Consider the following 20,015-nt stretch of genomic DNA (forward strand, 5'->3'; position numbering starts at 1 on the left):
CCATGACTCTTCAACAATCCCGTCGCCTGCAAAGCCTGCTGCTCGGCACCCTGGCCTGGGCCATCGCGATCCTGATTTTCTTCCCGATTTTCTGGATGGTGCTGACCAGTTTCAAAACCGAAATCGACGCCTTCGCCACGCCACCGCAGTTCATCTTCACGCCGACGCTTGAGAACTATCTGCACATCAATGAGCGCAGCGACTACTTCAGCTTTGCCTGGAACTCGGTGGTGATTTCATTCAGCGCCACCGCCCTATGCCTGCTGATCGCGGTGCCCGCGGCCTACTCCATGGCGTTCTACGAAACCAAACGCACCAAAGGCACGTTGCTGTGGATGCTCTCCACCAAAATGCTGCCGCCGGTGGGCGTGCTGATGCCGATTTACCTGCTGGCCAAGAGCTTCGGGCTGCTGGATACGCGCATCGCGTTGATCATCATTTACACGCTGATCAATCTGCCGATCGTGGTCTGGATGATTTACACCTACTTCAAAGACATCCCCAAAGACATCCTCGAAGCCGCGCGCCTGGACGGGGCCACGCTGTGGCAGGAAATGGTCCGCGTGCTGTTGCCGATCGCCAAGGGCGGCCTGGCGTCCACGGTGCTGCTGTCGCTGATCCTGTGCTGGAACGAAGCGTTCTGGTCCTTGAACCTGACCTCGTCGAAAGCCGCGCCACTGACCGCATTGATTGCCTCGTACTCCAGTCCCGAAGGCCTGTTCTGGGCCAAGTTGTCGGCAGTCTCGACGCTTGCCTGCGCGCCGATCCTGATTTTTGGCTGGATCAGCCAGAAACAACTGGTGCGCGGCCTGTCGTTTGGCGCTGTGAAATAAATCAAAAAGCAAAAGATCGCAGCCTTCGGCAGCTCCTACACAGAGCGGCAGATACCCCTGTAGGAGCTGTCGAGTGAAACGAGGCTGCGATCTTCTGATCTTAAAAACAACAATAGGAGGCCCATCATCATGGCCAACCTGAAAATCAAGAATCTGCAAAAAGGCTTCGAAGGCTTTTCCATCATCAAGGGCATCGACCTGGAAGTGAACGACAAGGAATTCGTGGTGTTCGTCGGCCCGTCTGGTTGTGGCAAATCCACCCTGCTGCGCCTGATCGCAGGCCTGGAAGAAGTCAGCGGCGGCACCATCGAACTCGATGGCCGGGACATCACCGAAGTCAGCCCGGCCAAGCGCGACCTGGCGATGGTGTTCCAGACTTACGCCCTGTACCCGCACATGAGCGTGCGCAAAAACATGTCGTTTGCCCTGGACCTGGCCGGCGTACCCAAGGCCGAAGTAGAGAAGAAAGTCGGTGAAGCCGCCCGCATTCTCGAACTCGGGCCGATGCTGGAACGCAAGCCTAAACAACTGTCTGGCGGTCAGCGTCAACGCGTGGCCATCGGCCGGGCCATCGTGCGCAACCCGAAGATTTTTCTGTTCGACGAACCACTGTCCAACCTCGACGCCGCGCTGCGGGTGCAGATGCGCCTGGAGCTGTTGCGGCTGCATAAAGACCTGCAAGCCACGATGATCTACGTCACCCACGACCAGGTCGAAGCCATGACCATGGCTGACAAAGTCGTTGTGCTCAACGGCGGCAAGATCGAGCAAGTGGGCTCGCCACTGGACCTCTATCACCAGCCCGCAAACCTGTTTGTCGCAGGCTTTCTCGGCACCCCAAAAATGGGCTTCCTCAAAGGTAAGATCACTCGCATCGACGGCCAGGGCTGCGAGGTGCTGCTGGACGCCGGCACCCGCATTACCTTGCCGCTGTCGGGTGCCAACCTGAGCGTCGGTGGCGCCGTGACCCTGGGTATTCGGCCAGAACACCTGGAACTGGCGCAAACCGGTGATTGCACCTTGCACGTCACCGCCGACGTCAGCGAACGCCTGGGCAGCGACACCTTCTGCCACGTCGTCACCTCCTCGGGTGAGTCACTGACCATGCGCGTTCGCGGCGACCTGGCCAGCCGTTATGGCGAGACCCTGAGCCTGCACCTGGACGCTCAACACTGCCATTTGTTCGATGCCGACGGCGTGGCGTTGACGCGCCCGTTGCGTGCAGCGGCCTGATCTTAGAGAGCCTGTGATGAAACTCAATAAACAGAATATGCATCGCCTCGCTCCTGAGGTGATCTTGCCTTCCTACACGCTCAGCGACACTCGCCAGGGTATCGCGCACATTGGCGTTGGCGGTTTTCACCGTGCGCACCAGGCGTATTACACCGACGCCTTGATGAACACCGGCGAAGGTCTGGACTGGGCGATTTGCGGGATTGGTCTGCGCGCCGAAGACCGTCGCGCCCGGGATGACCTCAAGGAACAGGATTACCTGTTCACGCTGTTCGAACTGGGCGACACCGACGGTACCGAAGTCCGGGTCATCGGCGCGATACGCGACATGTTGTTGGCCGAAGATGGAGCCGAAGCATTAATCGCCAAACTCGCCAGCCCGCAGATTCGTATCGTCTCGCTGACCATCACCGAAGGCGGTTACTGCATCGATGACAGTAACGGCGAGTTCATGGCCCATCTGCCGCAGATCCAGCAGGATCTGGCGAACCCGCAGGCACCGAAAACCGTGTTCGGCTTCCTCTGCGCCGCGCTGGCCCGACGTCGTGCCGCCGGCATCCCGGCGTTCACCTTGATGTCCTGCGATAACCTGCCGCACAACGGCTCCGTCACCCGTAAGGCACTGCTGGCGTTCGCCGAATTGCTTGATGCTGATTTGCGCCACTGGATCGCAGACAACGTGAGCTTCCCCAACGCCATGGTCGACCGCATCACGCCGATGACCAGTACCGAACATCGCTTGCAACTGGCTGACAAACACGCGGTGGACGACGCCTGGCCGGTGGTTTGCGAACCCTTTGTGCAGTGGGTGCTGGAAGACCGGTTTGTCAACGGACGCCCGGCCTGGGAGAAGGTCGGTGTGCAGTTCACCGACGACGTGACGCCTTATGAGGAGATGAAAATCAAACTGCTCAACGGCAGTCACCTGGCGCTGACGTATCTCGGGTTTCTGAAGGGTTACCGCTTCGTTCACGAGACCATGAACGACCCGCTGTTCGTGCGTTACATGCGCGCCTACATGGACCTGGACGTCACACCGCAGCTATCGCCCGTACCGGGAATTGACCTGACCGATTACAAGAACACGCTGGTTGAGCGGTTCTCCAATCAGGCGATTGCCGACCAACTGGAGCGGGTGTGTTCGGATGGCTCGTCGAAGTTTCCCAAGTTCACGGTGCCGACCATCAATCGGTTGATTGCCGATGGCCGGGACACTCGACGTGCAGCGTTGGTGGTGGCGGCCTGGGCGTTGTATCTGAAGGGTGTCGATGAGCATGGGGCAACGTTTTTGATTCCCGATCCGCGGGCGGTGTTTTGCCAGGCGCTGGTGGCGGAGGATGCGTTGATCACGCAGCGGTTGTTGGCGGTCGAGGAGATTTTTGGCACGGCGATTCCGGACTCTCCCGAATTTGTGGCGGCGTTTGAGTGGTGCTGCAAAAGTTTGCGCGAGGTGGGGGTGTCGCGGACGTTGGAGCGGGTTTTGGATTGAGTGCGGTGCTGAACCGGCTGTCGCCATCGCTAGCAGGCTAGCTCCCACAGGGGCATTGCGAACGCCACAAATCCAGTGTGGGAGCCAGGCTGTTGGCTTGAGTGTGGTGGTGAATCAACTGTCGCCATCGCTAGCAGGCTAGCTCCCACAGGGGCATTGCGAACGCCACAAATCCAGTGTGGGAGCTAGCCTGCTGGCGATAGCTTTCCGACAGGCGCCACTGACATCGAATGTGTATTCCTAACGACCCGAAGACCCAAGGATCTCCCATGGCAAACCAACACCTGTTCCTGGGCATCGACTGCGGCACCCAAGGCACCAAAGCCATCATCCTCGACGCTGTCAGTGGTCAGGTCATAGGCCAGGGAGCCGCGCCGCACACGCTGATCAGCGGCCCCAATGGCCGGCGTGAACAAGACACACATGAGTGGATCGAGGCCTTCTGCCTGGCAACTCGCCGTGCGCTGCTCGCGGCCAATGTCGACGGTCAGGACATCCTTGGCATCGGTGTTTCCGGCCAACAACATGGCCTGGTCCTGCTCGACGATCAAGGCCAGGTGCTGCGCCCGGCCAAGTTGTGGTGTGACACCGAATCCACCCCGCAGAATGACCGCCTGCTGGCTCATCTGGGCGGAGAAGAAGGCTCCCTGGAACGCCTGGGCATCGTCATCGCACCCGGCTACACCGTTTCCAAACTGCTCTGGACCAAAGAACACCACCCGGAAATTTTCGCCCGAATCGCCCATATCCAGTTGCCCCACAATTACCTCAATTACTGGCTCACTGGCCGCAGTTGCAGCGAGTACGGCGACGCATCCGGTACCGGTTACTTCAACGTGCGCACCCGTCAGTGGGACTTGCAACTGCTGCGCGACATCGATCCCACCGGACGCTTGCAAGCTGCACTGCCGGAATTGATCGACGCTCATGAGGCGGTCGGTACCGTCCTTGGGAGCATCGCAGAGCGCTTGGGCATCAATCCCAAAGCAACAGTCTCCAGCGGCGGCGGCGACAACATGATGGGCGCCATTGGCACCGGCAACATCAAGCCCGGCGCCATCACCATGAGCCTGGGGTCTTCGGGGACGGTTTACGCTTACGCAGATCAGCCGAAAGTCAGCAGGGATGCGTCGGTGGCGACGTTCTGCTCCTCGACCGGCGGGTGGTTGCCGCTGATTTGCACGATGAACCTGACCAACGCCACCGGGGTGATTCGAGAACTGTTCGATCTGGATATCGAACAGTTCAACGAACAAATTGCACAAGCCCCGATCGGCGCCGATGGCATTTGTATGCTGCCGTTTCTCAACGGCGAACGGGTGCCCGCCCTGCCCCATGCCACCGGCAGCCTGCTGGGGCTGACCATGACCAACCTGACCCAGGCCAATCTGTGTCGTGCCGTTGTCGAAGGCACTACCTTTGGTTTGCGTTACGGGCTGGACCTGTTACGCCACAATGGCTTAAAAAGCCTGCGCATCTGCATGATTGGCGGCGGCTCGAAAAGCCCGGTGTGGCGGCAGATGGTCGCCGACATCATGAACACGCCGGTGATCTGCACCGAGCAAAGCGAAGCCGCAGCGCTCGGCGCGGCGATTCAGGCGGCTTGGTGCACGTCCTGGGCAACTGGACACGAGGACAGCCTGGCGGATCTGTGCGAGCGTTGTGTAAAACTCGACCTGGCCAGCGAAACCCTGCCGATCGCCGCCAATGTGGCAGCGTTCGAGCAGGCTTATGAGCGCTATCAACGGCATGTCGCAACACTTTAAAGAGCGAACAATTATGTATCTGGTGTGTGGTGAAGCGCTGTTCGATTTCTTCAGCGAAGACGATGCCAGCGGTCTGGCTTCCAGGGTTAATTTCAAGGCCATCGCTGGCGGCTCGCCGTTCAACGTGGCGGTAGGCTTGCGCCGCCTGGGCGTTGAAGCTGCGCTGTTTGCCGGGTTGTCCACCGACTATCTGGGCAGGCGCTTGCAGCAAGTGCTGCGAGACGAAGGTGTGCGCCCGGAATTTCTGGTGGATTTCGCTGCACCGACCACCCTGGCGATGGTGGCGGTCGGCGCCAACGGCTCGCCCCACTACAGCTTTCGGGGTGAAGGCTGTGCGGATCGACAATTGAAACTGGAACACCTGCAGCCCTTGGGGCCTGAGGTGCGGGGCTTGCACGTTGGATCGTTTTCGCTGGTGGTGCAGCCGATTGCCGACACGCTGCTGGCGCTGGTGCAGCGTGAAAGTGGCAAGCGCCTCATCAGTCTCGATCCGAACGTGCGGCTTAATCCTGAGCCGAATATTGAGCTGTGGCGTTCGCGGATCGCGACGTTGGTCGAGCTTGCCGACCTGATCAAGGTCAGCGACGAAGACCTCAGCCTGTTGTATCCCGAACAAGACCCACAGCGCGTGATCGAAGGTTGGCTGGAACATCGCTGCCAGCTGGTGTTCCTGACGCGCGGAGGCGAAGGCGCGACGGTGTTCAGTCGGCGTCATGGCTCGTGGTCGGTGGCGGCGCGCCCGGTGAACATTGCTGACACGGTGGGCGCAGGCGATACCTTTCAGGCCGCATTGATTGCGTGGCTGACCGAGCAGCAGCTGGATTCGGTGGAGGGGGTGCAGCAGCTGGCGCGCGAGCAGATTGATGCGATGCTGAAATTTGCAGTGCAAGCGGCGGCGCTGACTTGCAGCAAGACGGGGCCGGATCTGCCATATCGGCATCAGCTGAATTAGCGCTGAATGTGTTCAAACACGCTAAGTCAGCCGACAGGCGGCGCTCAGGCAGGTTAACCATCCCTTAACATTGCGGTCCAAAACTTTACTGGACCGCACGCCCTCAGACTTCTCTGACGCCCAGTGCGGCAGGCCCGACGATTGTCTCGTCGAGTTGACAGCCTTCTGCATTGGAGAAAGTTCATGAACGTGCGCACTGTACTGCTCGCTTCTTCCCTCGCCTTTACCGCATTTACCGGAATCGCAAACGCCAGCGACTCCGCGCAGACGCAAGCCGTGCCCTATCACTATGGAATGCCATTGCACGTCTCCAAGGTGGTCGCTCTGACCGAACCCTCGACACTGGACTGCAAAGTGGTGACGGCCCAAATGAAATACATCGACAACTCGGGCAAACCCGCAGAAATCACGTATCGCAAATTATCCGATGCGTGCAGCTATCAGAATTGAAGCAATGTCTGGCCTGGTTGCCAGGCCAGACATTGAGGTGTGGGATTCTACAGCGAGCAACTACAGGGCTTTTCGGTCGGGGTGGAGCGTCTGAAGATGCGCTTGATGATCAATGTCCAAACGTAACCCCACGATCAGGTCATTGATCTCCCGGCACCCATTGAGTTGCTTGGCGTCTATTCCGGTTTTATACAGATCAAGCTGATCCGTCGCACCGTCGGAATAGACTTTTATGGTCATCGAAAGATCGGGTGTCAGCGTGCATTGGCAGCGTTTCGGCAGAAAGCTGCTTTCAATAATGTTACGAAGTTCCAAGGCAGACAAAAACATGGCGACCCTCTCCTTAATTTTGAGATAGCCAATCAAACTCGACGCCGACTCAATAAACTGCACGGTCAGCTTAGGAGCAGCTACAGCATAATTCATGCCTTGGAGTTCGCCGTGCAGCTCATCGGCAAATCAATGCGTTAGCGACCCGACTGAAACAAAGCCTCATGCATTCTGCAAGATCGCCTAATCACATACATGCAAAATGCAACCCTCTCATATGAGGTTTGCTTTAACCGGATACGACGGCAAGAATGCCGGGAATTTATCCAGTATCCGCTGACCCCACTCACACGCAAGGAGGCAACATGGGTTCTTTTACTTTTAACACGACCGTCGGGCTAATAATTGCAGGACTGGCAACCGTTGTTCAGGCTGCCAAACTCGAAGAAGTCGCGCCGTTCCCGAAACCTGAACAGGGTTTCACCCGGCAGGTCATTCATCTCCCATCCCAACCTCAGGAAGAGAATTTCCAGGTTGAAATCCTCGCCGGCAAGACACTGACGGTGGACTGCAATCATCCGCGCCTGGGCGGCATTCTTGAGGAGAAGAATCTTGAGGGATGGGGTTATCCGTTTTACCGACTCGAGAAAGTCATCGGCCCGATGAGCACGAGGATGGCCTGTCCTGATGGCACGTCGAAACAAGACTTTGTACCGGTCGTAGGCGACGGATTCCTGCTGCGGTACAACAGCAAGTTGCCAATCGTGCTCTACGTGCCTGAAGACGTCGACGTCCGCTATCGGGTCTGGTCGGCATCGAGCAAAATCGAAAAAGCCGTTCAACAGTAAAGGCCGCCTCAGGCCGGAGCGCCGTTCAACGCGGCGCGTTCGGCCACATGCCGCAAACTGTCAAAATTGATGTTGGCGCCGGAGTCGATGGCGATCAGCGTCTGCCCTTTTGCTTGTGTCTGCGCGACGTACTTCTTGATACCGGCCACCGCCAGCGCACCGGAAGGTTCGGTGATCGAGCGGGTATCGTCATAGATGTTCTTGATCGCGGCGCAGAGTTCATCGTTGCTGACAGTGATGACTTCATCGACACAAAACCGGCAAACCTCGAACCCATACGCGCCGATCTGCGCCACGGCCACGCCATCGGCAAAGGTGCCGACGCTTGGCAGAACCACTCGCGTGCCCGCACTTAACGCCGCGGCCAAACACGCAGAATGCTCGGATTCGACACCGATGATGCGCACTTCAGGTCGCAGGTACTTCACATACGCTGCAATCCCGGCGATCAGCCCTCCACCGCCTACCGGAACGAATATCGCGTCCAGCGGCCCCTGATGTTGGCGAAGGATTTCCATGGCAACCGTGCCCTGCCCGGCAATCACGTCCGGGTCGTCGAAGGGTGAAACGAAGGTGCGCCCGGTTTCCTCCGCCAACCGCAAAGCGTGGGCCAGGGCAAATGGAAAACTTTCCCCGTGCAACACCACTTCCGCCGCTCGACTGCGCACGCCAAGCACCTTCAGCTCTGGAGTCTTGCAGGGCATCACGATGGTCGCGGCGATTCCCAGCTCAAGCGCCGCCAGTGCAACGCCCTGAGCATGATTGCCGGCAGAGGCGGTGATCACTCCCCGGGCCTTTTGCTCATCACTTAACTGCACCAGCTTGTTATAGGCACCGCGAATCTTGAAGGAGAAGGTCGGTTGCAGGTCCTCCCGCTTGAGCAGAACCTGATTGCCCAGCGCGGCGGATAACGCCGGGGCGACTTGCAAGGGTGTTCGCACAGCCAGCTCGTAGACGGGCGCGGCGAGGATCTTTTTTACGTAGTGCTCAAGCAGGGTTTGCTGGCAGGGAGTGCTGTTCATTGTTATCTCCTGTGTTGATTCAAAACCCAGGAGACAGAAAGTAAAAACCCGCCTCTAGGGCGGGTTGGGTGCTGCAGTCGTGAGCTAGCCCGCCAAATAAGGAATGGCGGTAATAATGCTTGGCTGGCAGCGCAATACGGTGGAAGTCATGTACGGAAATTAGCTGCCCGCTGATGGCAAGTCAATGGCCAATTCAATCTTGGTTAAACGCCGAACTTTGTAGCAGCTGGCGAAGCCTGTGGCGAGGGGATTTATCCCCGTTCGATTGCGAAGCAGTCGTAAAGTTTTGGGGCCGCTGCGCGACCCAGCGGGGATAAATCCCCTCGCCACACCTCAGCCGGACGCCTGCTGCTACAAAGTTCGTTATGCAGGATTACTTCAATCCGACCTTGTACAGCGCTCCATCGCTTTCATCGGTCAGTACGTACAGATAACCGTCGGGCCCCTGCCGCACATCTCGAATGCGCTTGTTAAGCTCCCCCATCAACCGTTCTTCGTGAACGACCCGGTCGCCATCGAATTGCAGGCGGATCAGCTCCTGAGTCACCAGCGCCCCGATAAACACGTTGTGCTGCCAGACCTTGAAACGGTCGGCGTCGTAGAACGCCATGCCGCTAAGACCCGGGGATTTTTCCCAGACATGGTGCGGTGCCACGGCGCCTTCAGAGGCCTTGCCCTTGGATTCCGGAATCGGCTGGCCTGAATAGTTGATGCCATGGGTTGCCATCGGCCAGCCATAATTTTTGCCGCGCTCGATGATGTTGATCTCGTCACCGCCCCGTGGCCCATGCTCGTTCTCCCACAGGACGCCCGTCCAGGGATTGAGCGCCGCACCTTGTGGATTGCGCTGGCCATAGGACCAGATTTCCGGGCGAACGCCGGACTGCCCGACAAAGGGGTTATCGTCCGGCACCCTGCCATCCGGATAGAGCCGCACCACTTTACCTTGCAGCTTGTCGAGGTCCTGGGCCGTTGCCCGGTCGTTGTTCTCACCTAGGGTGATAAACAAATACCCGTCTCGGTCGAACACCAATCGCGAGCCAAAGTGATTACCGACCGACAGTTTGGGCTCCTGGCGGAAGATCACTTTGAAGTTCTTCAGAGTTGTCAGGTCTTCGGAGAGTTGACCGCGACCAACCGCCGTCCCGGCCTTGTCGCCCTCGCCCCCGCCTTCTGCATACGACAGGTAGACCGTGCGGTCCTGCTTGAAGTCAGGTGACAGCACCACATCCAGCAAGCCGCCCTGCCCTTTGGCCCAGACTTTCGGGACCCCATTAATGGGTGCCGACAGTTTGCCATCGGCGCTGACGACCCGCAGGTTACCGGGCCGCTCGGTCACCAGCATGCCTTGCCGATCCGGAAGAAAGGCCAGCGCCCAGGGATGATCCAGCCCTTGGGTGATGGTCGTGACTTCGAGTGTGCCTTGCTCGCTCTTCAATTCCTGGGTCGGCGCCGCCATGCCAGGCGTTGCGGTGGTGAGTATCGCGCTGGCGCAAAAAGTCGCCAGGAGGGTTTTTCGCAACATGCACAATTCCTTATGTCGTAAAAAAACTGGCAATACCTCAGCCCGGCCGTTCAGCGATTGCTGGTATCGGCATCCCGATGCGGTGGGTTGGGTATGAATCTGGGTGGGCTGCTGGGCACGGTTCTATTCGGATAACCATTACCGATGCCACCGTTATCCAGTGTCGGAGGACGCGGCACGGGCACAGTGTTGGGCCCGCGAATGACCGGTGCGGCAGGCTGTGTGCCTTGCATGCTATTGGGGTTGGCCCGGCGAATCGGGCTGTTGTAAGGATTGCTGGAGGTGCCCGTAGGGCTTTGGGCCAACAGCAGCGGTGGCGAGGACAATGCGACGTCGGCCTGAGCCATATTGCCCAGCACGCCGCTCAACAACAGCAACGTGGCGCCAAAGGCAATCGTGTTCATTGAGGTGAACCTCTCGACGTGTTCGTAGATAGGGTCTTCGATGTCACGCTACGCCCGGGGTTCTGTTTTGTTAACTAAAACCTCTTTCAGAACATGTAACACGAGTTGACCGTGTGATTGATCCGCCGGCCCGACCGGGTTTCAACGCGCTGAAACTTTTGCTCGACGACACGGGTCACCTGAACATCACTCACGAGTAGACGACCATGGCACGGGCAATCTGGAAAGGCGCAATCAGTTTCGGGCTGGTGCATATCCCTGTAGCGCTGGTCTCGGCGACGTCTTCCCAGGGGGTGGATTTCGACTGGCTCGACAGCCGCAGCATGGACCCCGTGGGCTATAAACGCATCAACAAGGTCACGGGCAAGGAAGTAACCAAGGAGCACATCGTCAAAGGTGTGCAATACGAAAAGGGCCGCTATGTTGTGTTGAGCGAAGAAGAAATCAAGTCCGCCCACCCGTTGTCCACGCAGACCATCGACATCTTTTCCTTTGTCGACAGCGACCAGATTCCACTGCAGAACATCGACACGCCCTACTACCTGGCGCCCGATAAACGCGGTGGCAAGGTCTACGCATTGCTGCGCGAGACCCTCAGCAAAACCAACAAAGTGGCGCTCGCCCATGTGGTCCTGCACACCCGTCAGCATCTGGCGGCGTTGATGCCGCTTGAATCGGCGATGGTGTTGGTAATGTTGCGCTGGCCGGAAGAAGTGCGCAGCCTCGATACCCTTGAGTTGGGCAGCGAAGTCACTGAGCCGAAACTGGCCAAGGGTGAACTCGACATGGCCAAACGTCTGGTCCAGGACATGAGCGGTGACTGGTCGCCCGAGGATTATCGCGACAGCTTCGAGGACAAGATCATGTCGTTGGTCGAGAAGAAAGCCAATGAAGGCAAGATCGAGGATGTGGAAACGGCGACGGGCGAGGAAGAGCGCAAGACAGCGGATGTGATCGATTTGACCGAGTTGCTTAAACGGAGCCTGGGTGGAACAGCGGCGGCCAAGCCTGCCGCGAAATCGAAACCTGCCGCGAAGGCCGCTACGGCGAAGAAAGCCACGAAGCGTTCCAGTGGCTGATTAATTCAGGCATCTCTATCGGTTGTTGGTAATTTCACTGACGCCATCGCGAGCAAGCTCGGCTCCCACAGGTGACTGGTGTCTACTGTTAAAACTCGGTCAGCTGTGGGAGCCGAGCTTGCTCGCGATGAGGCCCAGGGCCCCAGCACATCAGTCAGATCAAGACAAACACCGCCAACAACCCACCCAGTACCGCCCACTTCTCCAGGTAATACAGCTTGCGGTTTCGCTTCTTCAGCGCCTTGCCCCGCAGTCGAATCTTGTAGATCCGGGCAAACAAACGGTTAATCCCGCCCGTTTTGTCACCCGCATCATTCGGCGCGCCCGCAGCCGACATCACGTTACGGCTGAACCAGCCATTGAATGCAGCGGCCCAGCGATACTTCATTGGCCGCTCGACATCGCAGAACAGAATGATGCGGTTTTGCTGGGTGGTGTTTTCAGCGTAATGAATGAACGTCTCATCAAACATCACCGCCTCGCCATCACGCCAGTGGTACTTCTCACCGTCGACATTAATGTGGCAACCCGCATCATTGGGCGTTTCCAGTCCCAGGTGATAACGGTACGACCCGGCGTAGGGATCGCGATGACGAACCAGTTTCGAGCCCGGTGGGAGCTCCGCGAACATTGCGGCCTTGATCGAACCGATGCTCTGTACCAGTTCGGTCGTGCGGGGACAGAGTTTCATCGCCGAAGGATGACTGTCGCCATACCATTTGAGGTAGAAACGTTTCCAGCCAGTCTTGAAGAACGAGTTGAAACCCACATCGTCGTATTGATTGGAGCGCTTGATCTCCCCGGCCTTGATCAGGTTTCGCCCTTCTTCACGAATCTCTTCCCAATGCGCCTGCAACGGACTCAGATCGGGGAAATCGGCTGGATTGAGGTAAGGCTTGCTGGGGATTTTCGAACACAGGTAAAGGAAGCAATTGACCGGCGCCAGAAACGTTGAATGATCGCTCAGCTGGCGCCCCAACTTGTGGCGAACCCGCCCGCGCAGATGCACGTAGGCAATCGATAGAACGTAGATGGCAGCAATGATGAGTTTCACGAAATCGTCACACGTCAGAAGTGAACAAACGTAGTCCATGCCTGTCGGCATAAGCTGACAGGGCATTTTATCCACGCTTTGTAACCAGTTGTTAGCATTCAGATGTGAAAATATGTCCGCTGATACCGCCAAAGTACCCGTGCGGCCTCAACGCCCTATCGTTTAAAGAGCCAGACCAGTACAATCGCCGCCAAACATTACGCGCCCCCCTTGGTTGATGACGGGAATGAACCCCGCCTCAGCGCACTTAGACTCGGGCCAAGCGCTCCACATGCTGCTGTCCACTTATTGCCAGATGGACCTTCCGCTTCTGACCGGGATGTATGTCCCGTGGTCTGAATAACGGAAACGGGTACTGAATCGGTACTGCCGCAACCCTAGCTACTCTGAATGCTTCGCAGGAAAAACCTTTGATCTCTACAGCTAACATCACGATGCAGTTCGGCGCCAAGCCGCTATTCGAAAACGTTTCGGTCAAATTCGGCGCGGGCAACCGTTACGGCCTGATCGGCGCCAACGGTTGCGGCAAGTCGACCTTCATGAAAATCCTCGGTGGCGATCTCGAGCCATCCGGTGGCCAGGTCATGCTCGAGCCGAACGTGCGTCTGGGTAAATTGCGCCAGGACCAGTTCGCCTACGAAGAATTCACCGTGATCGACACCGTGATCATGGGTCACGAAGAGCTGTGGAAGGTCAAGGCCGAGCGCGACCGCATCTACTCGCTGCCGGAAATGACCGAAGAAGACGGCATGGCCGTGGCTGAGCTTGAAACCGAGTTCGCCGAAATGGACGGCTACACCGCCGAGTCCCGTGCCGGTGAACTGTTGCTCGGCCTGGGTATTGGCATCGAGCAGCACTTCGGCCCGATGAGCGAAGTGTCTCCAGGCTGGAAACTGCGCGTATTGCTGGCTCAGGCATTGTTCTCCGATCCTGAAGTGCTGTTGCTCGACGAACCGACCAACCACCTGGACATCAATACCATCCGCTGGCTGGAAAACATCCTGACCCAGCGCTCCAGCCTGATGATCATCATCTCTCACGACCGTCACTTCCTGAACAGCGTGTGCACCCACATGGCTGACCTGGATTACGGCGAACTGCGCCTGTTCCCGGGCAACTACGACGAGTACATGACCGTGGCGACCCAGTCCCGCGAGCAATTGCTGTCGGACAACGCCAAGAAGAAAGCCCAGATTTCGGAACTGCAGTCGTTCGTCAGCCGTTTCTCGGCCAACGCCTCGAAAGCCAAGCAAGCGACCTCCCGTGCCAAGGCGATCGACAAGATCCAGTTGGCCGAGGTCAAGCCTTCGAGCCGTGTGAGCCCGTTCATCCGTTTCGAACAAACCAAGAAGCTGCACCGTCAGGCGGTCATCGTCGAGCGCATGGCCAAAGGCTTCGACGGCAAGCCGCTGTTCAAGGACTTCAGCTTCCAGGTTGAAGCGGGTGAGCGCGTAGCGATCATCGGCCCGAACGGTATCGGTAAAACCACCCTGCTGCGCACCCTGGTCAACGAACTGACCCCGGATGCCGGCACCGTGAAGTGGACCGACGCCGCGGAACTGGGCTACTACGCCCAGGACCACGCACACGACTTCGAAGACGACTGCAACCTGTTCGACTGGATGGGCCAATGGACCCAAGGCGGCGAGCAAATCGTTCGTGGCACCCTCGGTCGCATGCTGTTCTCCAACGACGAAATCCTCAAGTCGGTCAAAGTAATCTCCGGTGGTGAGCAAGGTCGCATGCTGTTCGGCAAGCTGATCCTGCAAAAGCCGAACGTGTTGATCATGGACGAGCCAACCAACCACTTGGACATGGAATCCATCGAGGCGTTGAACCTGGCGCTGGAGAACTACCCGGGTACGCTGATCTTCGTCAGCCACGACCGTGAGTTCGTATCGTCCCTGGCCACCCGCATCATCGAGTTGAGCCCAAGTGGCGTGATCGACTTCAGCGGGACCTATGACGACTACCTGCGTAGTCAGGGTGTGGTGTTTTAAGCGACTGCCAGCCTTAAAAGCCCTGTCCATGTGACGGGGCTTTTTATTGCCTGAAGATCAAAAGATCGCAGCCTTCGGCAGCTCCTACAGGGGTACGCATTTCAGGGTAGGAGCTGCCGAAGGCTGCAATCTTTTGATTTTCGTTAGCCTGCTTTCTTTTATTTTACGCCCGCGCCATGATGCAGTTCTCCCACCGCCGCCCGCGAACGAGCCCTCATGTCTGTGCAGCAACTGCCACCACAAAGCTCCTTGGCGATCACCCTGCAGATCGTCTCCATCGTCTTCTATACCTTTATTGCGTTCCTATGCATCGGCTTGCCGATCGCGGTGTTGCCCGGTTATGTCCACGATCAGCTGGGGTTCAGCGCCATCGTGGCGGGGTTGACCATCGGATGCCAATACCTCGCCACCCTCCTCAGCCGGCCCATGGCCGGGCGCATGTCGGACACCGTCGGCACCAAACGGGCGATCGTCTACGGCTTGTCCGGGATTGTGTTGAGCGGCGCGCTGACGCTGCTGTCGACGCTACTGCAAAGCATGCCGCTCCTGAGCCTGTTGATCCTGATCGCTGGCCGTTTGTTGCTGGGTATCGCTCAAGGCCTGATCGGCGTTGGCACCATCAGCTGGTGCATGGGACAGGTCGGTGCGGAACACACGGCGCGTTCGATTTCCTGGAACGGTATCGCGTCCTATGGAGCCATCGCGATTGGCGCACCGCTGGGCGTGGTGATGGTCAGCGAGTTGGGGTTCGCCAGCCTCGGGATCGCCTTGTCGTTGATGGCCGCAGGCGCACTGTTGCTGATTCGCAACAAACCTTCGGTGCCGGTAATCCGTGGCGAGCGCCTGCCGTTCTGGGCAGTGTTTGGGCGAATTGCGCCGTTCGGTGCGAGCCTGAGCCTGGCGTCCATTGGATATGGCACGCTGACGACCTTTATTGCCCTGTATTACGTCAACCGAGGCTGGACCGGTGCGGCGTACTGCCTGACCGTGTTCGGCGTCTGCTTCATTCTGGCGCGGATACTATTTATTTCGAGCATCAACCGTTTTGGTGGGTTCACGTCGGCGATTGCCTGCATGTGCATCGAAACGGCGGGATTGACGCTGCTGTGGTTGGCCCCCTCAACCGGTTACGCGTTGTTAGGCGCAGGCTTGACCGGGTTCGGCCTGTCGCTGGTGTACCCGGCGCTGGGCGTAGAGGCCATCAAGCAGGTGCCGAACACCAGTCGCGGTGCAGGACTGAGTGCGTATGCGGTGTTTTTCGATCTGGCCCTGGCGATTGCCGGGCCGCTGATGGGGGCGGTCGCGCTTAACCTGGGGTATTCGTGGATTTTCTTTACCGCGGCGCTGCTGTCAGTAACCGGTCTCGGATTGACGCTCCTGTTGAAACGCCGCGCGATGGCCTGATGGACGCTCGTATTGAAACGCCGCTCGATGGCCTGATTGACGCTCGTACTGAAACGCCGCTCGATGGCCTGATTGACGCTCGTACTGAAACGCCGCTCGATGGCTTGATTGACGCTCGTACTGAAACGCCGCGCGATGGCCGATTGACGCTCGTACTGAAACGCCGCGCGATGGCCGATTGACGCTCGTACTGAAACGCCGCTCGATGGCTTGACTGACGCTCGTACTGAAACGCCGCTCGATGGCTTGACTGACGAACGATCTGTAGGAGCTGTCGAGTGAAACGAGGCTGCGATCTTTTGACTTTGCATTTTTTTTAAAGACAAGATCAAAAGATCGCAGCCTCGTTTCACTCGACAGCTCCTACGGGTCCTACGGGTCCTACGGGTCCCACAGGTCGTCCTGCAGGTCCTACAGCTCCTTCAGCAACAAAGTCATGCGGTCATGCATATCGTGCTGAGCTATTGGTCGGCGGTTTGCATGCCCGCCCGGGTTGATTTGCCCAGCGCATGGGAGAAGAACCGCCCTGCCTCGGAAATCATGTTCCGGTGGATGTCTTCGCGATCCACGCCATCGGCATCGGTACACAGTGCCGGCATGGCCTGGATCTGTTCTTCATTGCAGGGCGCCATGAACACGAAGTGCCCTGCCCCTGCCAGCAACTTGAAGTCCGGTGCAATCGGCAGTTTGCGCGCCAGCGCTGCGGCATTTTTGTCGAAGGCCACCAATTTGTCGCCGTCACCGCTGTAAAGCAGCACCGGCACATGCACATCGGCCAAGGTGTGGCGACCAAACTTGAGGCTCAGCGGCGCCATCAGCAGCAAGGCATGCACACGTGGATCAGCCACCGGTTGCAAATCATCCCGATCGACGATCAGCTCGCCCTTGGTGTTGCAGGCATCGCGATCGTCCGGACGTTCCTGGCAATAACGGCGCAGGCGATCCAGATCAGGGGTTGCACCGGAGAGGATCAGCGCCGTCTCGCCACCCGCCGAGTAGCCAATCACACCCACCTGATCAGCATTGACGAACGGCGCCAGCATGGGATCGCCCAGCGTTGCGGTGATCGCTTCGGAAATCTGGATCGGCCGGCCGTAAAGGTTACTCAACGTACCCAGGCGGCTGTGATCCTTGGAGTTGTCACCGGGATGGATCACTGCCACCACCACAAAACCCTTGCGCGCCAATGACGTCATGAGGTCATGCAAAGCCAGAGGAGTGCCTGTATTACCGTGGGACAACATCAGCATCGGAAAACGGCCAATGGCGACCCGCGTATCTTCGCCCGCTTCGACGTTGTAGCCCTCAAGCTTGCTGGCGTGCTCCTTGTCGCTGGAGGGATAGAACGCAATGGCCCGCATCGGCTGCAGGTCCAGAGGATCGAGAAAACTCATCTCGTGGAAGCCCACACTCCAGTGTGGATGAGGCGCAGGTGCGGCGTGCACTGAATTCAGGCTGCTGAGCAGGCAGATCAGTAATGTTGCACAAAGACGCACCATGGAACGCCACCTGCTACTTGATCAAAGACGATACTGCTTGAGTGCATAAGCCGGGCCATGTCCGATAAATACCCGACATAGCCAGAAACAAAAAACTCCGTATCTGGAGCTTGCGCTACCAGAATACAGAGTTTTCAGGGTGTTGCCTCAAGCTGTTTTAACGTCTTTACGCAAGCCTTACGCGGCGGCGAACAGCTGCTCGCTGATGTGCGTGTGTGCATCATTCATCGCTTTGGTGCGCACTTCGTCACCATAGGCCAGGCCTTCGGCGCGGACGAACTCGATATCGGTAATGCCCAGGAAGCCGAACAGCAGCTTCAAGTATTCTTCGTGAGCCACACCGCTCGCTTGACCGGCATGCAAACCGCCGGATGTCGAGACGATGACCAGTTTCTTGCCGCCACACAAGCCTTCAGGGCCGGCTTCAGTGTAACGAAAGGTCTGGCCGGCAACCGCGATGCGGTCGATCCAGGCCTTCAATTGGGTAGGAATTGTGAAGTTGTACATCGGTGCAGCAACGACCACAGCATCGGCGGCGAGGAATTCAGCCAGCGTCTGCGCGCTCAGGTCAGCTTCGTGCTGTTGCGCGGCGTTGCGCAGTTCGGCAGTCGTACCGGCGGCAACCAGCGTGGTGGAAGAAAAATGGCTGATGGCATCAGCGGCCAGGTCACGGTAGGTCACCACGGCGCTGGGGTCGGCCGCTTGCCAGGCCTTCACGACTTCGCTGCTCAACTGACGGGAAGCCGAATTGTCACCCAGAATGCTTGAATCGATATGCAAAAGTTTCATAAGAAGATCTCCAAGGTGAGGATCGCCAAGGGCGACCTGATGGAGAGAATCCTACCGATGAAACCAATAGCCGAGTAGTCGTCGATAATGCGATTATTCGTCTCACTGATAGAACAATCGGATATCGCCATGCAAGACCTCAATGATCTCTATTATTTTGCCAAAGTGGTCGAAGCCGGTGGCTTCGCCGCTGCGGGCCGTTTGCTGGGGATTCCCAAGTCGCGGCTGTCGCGACGCATTGCCGAGCTGGAAGAACGCCTGGGCGCGCGATTGCTGCAGCGCACCACCCGCCAGCTCAATCTGACCGCCGTGGGTGAGCGCTACCTGCGCCACTGTCAGGCGATGTTGCTTGAGGCCGAAATGGCCGACGAAGCCGTGGCCAGTATGTCCAGTGAACCCCGTGGACGCCTGCGGGTGTCGTGCCCGGTCGGCCTGGCACACGAAATCCTTCCGGGGGTGATCAGCAGCTTCCTTGAGCGATTTCCCCAAGTGCAGCTCGAAGTCATGCTGCTGAACCGCCGCGTCGATCTGGTGACCGAAGGCATCGACGTGGCTTTGCGCGTGCGCGAACTGGGCGATGAAGACCCACAGCTGGTCACCCGGCGCCTGCGCCAGGCGCAAACCGTACTGGTGGCCAGCCCTGAGTTCCTGCTGGGGCGTGAGATCAACCACCCTGACGATTTGAAAAACCTGCCCGTCCTGGGCGCCGTCGAAGCCGACCGCCTGATGCATATCCGCCTCCTCGACGAGCATGGCAAAAGCTACGAGCTCGCCCTGGAACCACGCTTGGGCATCGACGATTTCATTGTGCGCAAAGTCTGCACCCTCGCCGGCCAGGGCTTTACATTGTTACCGATGATGTTTTGCGAACAGGAACTCGAAGAGGGCTCACTGGTTCGACTGTTGCCAGGCTGGTCGCTGCCTGGTGGCTGGCTTCAGGCGGTCTATCCTCATCGACGCGGTGTAATGCCGGCTGTTCGCGCCTGGATGGACCATTTGATCGAATCATTCGACGCGTGTGGGGACCGACTGATATGAAGGCTCGACGGATGAGCGAAGAGGATGTCGCACAATTTTGCCTCGCCCTGCCCGGTGCGCGGGAGGATTACAAATGGGGTGGTGTGCGGGTGTTTTCGATTGCGGGAAACAAGATGTTTGCCCTGCAGGGCCTGAGGGGAGACTCTTTGGCCTTCAAGGTCGATAAAGATCTGTTTCTAGGGCACTGCGATCGACCGGGCATTCACCCGGCACCTTATCTGGCGCGGGCACAATGGATCATCATGGACACGCCCTACCCTCTGGGCGCCGAAGAGCTGCAAGGGTTGTTGCGACGTTCCCACCAACTGGTGGTGAGCAAGTTGCCCAAACGCACCCAGATCGGCCTGCTGCTTTAGCACA

The 20,015-nt window shown here is 58.2% G+C and carries 19 protein-coding genes and 1 pseudogene; 13 read left to right on the forward strand and 7 right to left on the reverse strand.

The genetic code is table 11. The features are described from left to right. The first annotated feature begins 2 nt into the window (after nucleotides 1-2). The 6 genes from ACA063_RS14875 (at nucleotide 3) to ACA063_RS14900 (ending at nucleotide 6,723) form a co-directional block, all read left to right on the forward strand. Nucleotides 3-833, forward strand: coding sequence for a carbohydrate ABC transporter permease (locus ACA063_RS14875; protein WP_169369805.1), 831 nt, complete (start codon nucleotides 3-5; stop codon nucleotides 831-833). Between the two features lie 129 nt (nucleotides 834-962). Then, nucleotides 963-2,066 carry an ABC transporter ATP-binding protein gene (locus ACA063_RS14880; RefSeq protein WP_497662237.1) on the forward strand — a complete coding sequence of 368 codons (1,104 nt, stop codon included), beginning with the start codon at nucleotides 963-965 and terminating at the stop codon, nucleotides 2,064-2,066. A 16-nt stretch (nucleotides 2,067-2,082) separates the two neighbouring features. Continuing rightward, complete coding sequence (locus tag ACA063_RS14885; RefSeq protein WP_497662238.1) at nucleotides 2,083-3,555, forward strand: mannitol dehydrogenase family protein; 1,473 nt, start codon at nucleotides 2,083-2,085, stop codon at nucleotides 3,553-3,555. 269 nt (nucleotides 3,556-3,824) lie between these two features. Further along, nucleotides 3,825-5,321, forward strand: coding sequence for a xylulokinase (gene xylB / locus ACA063_RS14890; RefSeq protein ID WP_497662239.1), 1,497 nt, complete (start codon nucleotides 3,825-3,827; stop codon nucleotides 5,319-5,321). Between the two features lie 13 nt (nucleotides 5,322-5,334). Further along, complete coding sequence (locus ACA063_RS14895; RefSeq protein WP_497662240.1) at nucleotides 5,335-6,273, forward strand: carbohydrate kinase family protein; 939 nt, start codon at nucleotides 5,335-5,337, stop codon at nucleotides 6,271-6,273. Between the two features lie 183 nt (nucleotides 6,274-6,456). Then, nucleotides 6,457-6,723, forward strand: coding sequence for a DUF2790 domain-containing protein (locus tag ACA063_RS14900; RefSeq protein WP_497662241.1), 267 nt, complete (start codon nucleotides 6,457-6,459; stop codon nucleotides 6,721-6,723). Between the two features lie 60 nt (nucleotides 6,724-6,783). Here ACA063_RS14900 and ACA063_RS14905 read toward each other — a convergent pair whose 3' ends face one another. Beyond that, nucleotides 6,784-7,053, reverse strand: coding sequence for a DUF1652 domain-containing protein (locus ACA063_RS14905; RefSeq protein WP_497666532.1), 270 nt, complete (start codon nucleotides 7,051-7,053; stop codon nucleotides 6,784-6,786). A 305-nt stretch (nucleotides 7,054-7,358) separates the two neighbouring features. On the opposite strand from ACA063_RS14905, the gene eco reads away from it, so the two are divergent. After that, entirely contained in the window at nucleotides 7,359-7,841 is a 483-nt protein-coding gene (gene eco, locus ACA063_RS14910; RefSeq protein ID WP_497662242.1) for a serine protease inhibitor ecotin, read from the forward strand. A gap of 26 nt (nucleotides 7,842-7,867) precedes the next feature. On the opposite strand, the pseudogene ilvA reads toward eco, so the two are convergent. The 3 genes and pseudogenes from ilvA to ACA063_RS14925 all read right to left on the reverse strand — a co-directional run. Beyond that, nucleotides 7,868-8,863, reverse strand: a pseudogene (ilvA, locus tag ACA063_RS14915) (threonine ammonia-lyase, biosynthetic); the annotation flags it as partial. 373 nt (nucleotides 8,864-9,236) lie between these two features. Continuing rightward, a complete protein-coding gene (locus tag ACA063_RS14920; protein WP_497662243.1) occupies nucleotides 9,237-10,388 on the reverse strand; it encodes a PQQ-dependent sugar dehydrogenase in 1,152 nt (383 codons plus the stop codon). Nucleotides 10,389-10,438: 50 nt separating this feature from the next. Further along, complete coding sequence (locus tag ACA063_RS14925; RefSeq protein ID WP_497662244.1) at nucleotides 10,439-10,792, reverse strand: hypothetical protein; 354 nt, start codon at nucleotides 10,790-10,792, stop codon at nucleotides 10,439-10,441. Nucleotides 10,793-10,998: 206 nt separating this feature from the next. Here ACA063_RS14925 and ku point away from each other — a divergent pair, with 206 nt between their 5' ends. Then, nucleotides 10,999-11,871: a non-homologous end joining protein Ku gene (gene ku / locus ACA063_RS14930; protein ID WP_497662245.1), complete on the forward strand. Its 873-nt coding sequence runs from the start codon at nucleotides 10,999-11,001 to the stop codon at nucleotides 11,869-11,871. Nucleotides 11,872-12,025: 154 nt separating this feature from the next. Here ku and lpxO read toward each other — a convergent pair whose 3' ends face one another. Beyond that, the gene (gene lpxO / locus ACA063_RS14935; RefSeq protein ID WP_497662246.1) at nucleotides 12,026-12,925 is read right to left on the reverse strand and encodes a lipid A hydroxylase LpxO; all 900 of its coding nucleotides are present in this window, start codon (nucleotides 12,923-12,925) and stop codon (nucleotides 12,026-12,028) included. A 410-nt stretch (nucleotides 12,926-13,335) separates the two neighbouring features. Here lpxO and ACA063_RS14940 point away from each other — a divergent pair, with 410 nt between their 5' ends. The 3 genes from ACA063_RS14940 to ACA063_RS14950 all read left to right on the forward strand — a co-directional run bounded on the left by ACA063_RS14940 (nucleotide 13,336) and on the right by ACA063_RS14950 (nucleotide 16,511). Further along, nucleotides 13,336-14,925: an ABC-F family ATPase gene (locus tag ACA063_RS14940; protein ID WP_010460520.1), complete on the forward strand. Its 1,590-nt coding sequence runs from the start codon at nucleotides 13,336-13,338 to the stop codon at nucleotides 14,923-14,925. Nucleotides 14,926-15,141: 216 nt separating this feature from the next. Further along, complete coding sequence (locus ACA063_RS14945; RefSeq protein WP_497662247.1) at nucleotides 15,142-16,329, forward strand: MFS transporter; 1,188 nt, start codon at nucleotides 15,142-15,144, stop codon at nucleotides 16,327-16,329. Continuing rightward, nucleotides 16,329-16,511 (forward strand): hypothetical protein, encoded by a 183-nt coding sequence (locus ACA063_RS14950; protein ID WP_497662248.1) that lies wholly within the window; start codon nucleotides 16,329-16,331, stop codon nucleotides 16,509-16,511. Before ACA063_RS14945 ends, ACA063_RS14950 begins: the two co-directional genes overlap by 1 nt. Nucleotides 16,512-16,790: 279 nt before the next feature. Here ACA063_RS14950 and ACA063_RS14955 read toward each other — a convergent pair whose 3' ends face one another. Further along, on the reverse strand, nucleotides 16,791-17,828 hold the full coding sequence (locus ACA063_RS14955; RefSeq protein WP_497662249.1) for an alpha/beta hydrolase family protein: 1,038 nt from the start codon (nucleotides 17,826-17,828) through the stop codon (nucleotides 16,791-16,793). A gap of 177 nt (nucleotides 17,829-18,005) precedes the next feature. Then, nucleotides 18,006-18,617, reverse strand: a complete 612-nt coding sequence (locus ACA063_RS14960; RefSeq protein ID WP_497662250.1) for an FMN-dependent NADH-azoreductase — start codon at nucleotides 18,615-18,617, stop codon at nucleotides 18,006-18,008. A 129-nt stretch (nucleotides 18,618-18,746) separates the two neighbouring features. On the opposite strand from ACA063_RS14960, the gene ACA063_RS14965 reads away from it, so the two are divergent. Then, complete coding sequence (locus ACA063_RS14965) at nucleotides 18,747-19,655, forward strand: LysR substrate-binding domain-containing protein (protein ID WP_497662251.1); 909 nt, start codon at nucleotides 18,747-18,749, stop codon at nucleotides 19,653-19,655. After that, nucleotides 19,652-20,011 carry an MmcQ/YjbR family DNA-binding protein gene (locus ACA063_RS14970; RefSeq protein ID WP_497662252.1) on the forward strand — a complete coding sequence of 120 codons (360 nt, stop codon included), beginning with the start codon at nucleotides 19,652-19,654 and terminating at the stop codon, nucleotides 20,009-20,011. Before ACA063_RS14965 ends, ACA063_RS14970 begins: the two co-directional genes overlap by 4 nt. Nucleotides 20,012-20,015 lie beyond the last annotated feature (4 nt).

Source organism: Pseudomonas sp. LBUM1643 (assembly GCF_059716215.1).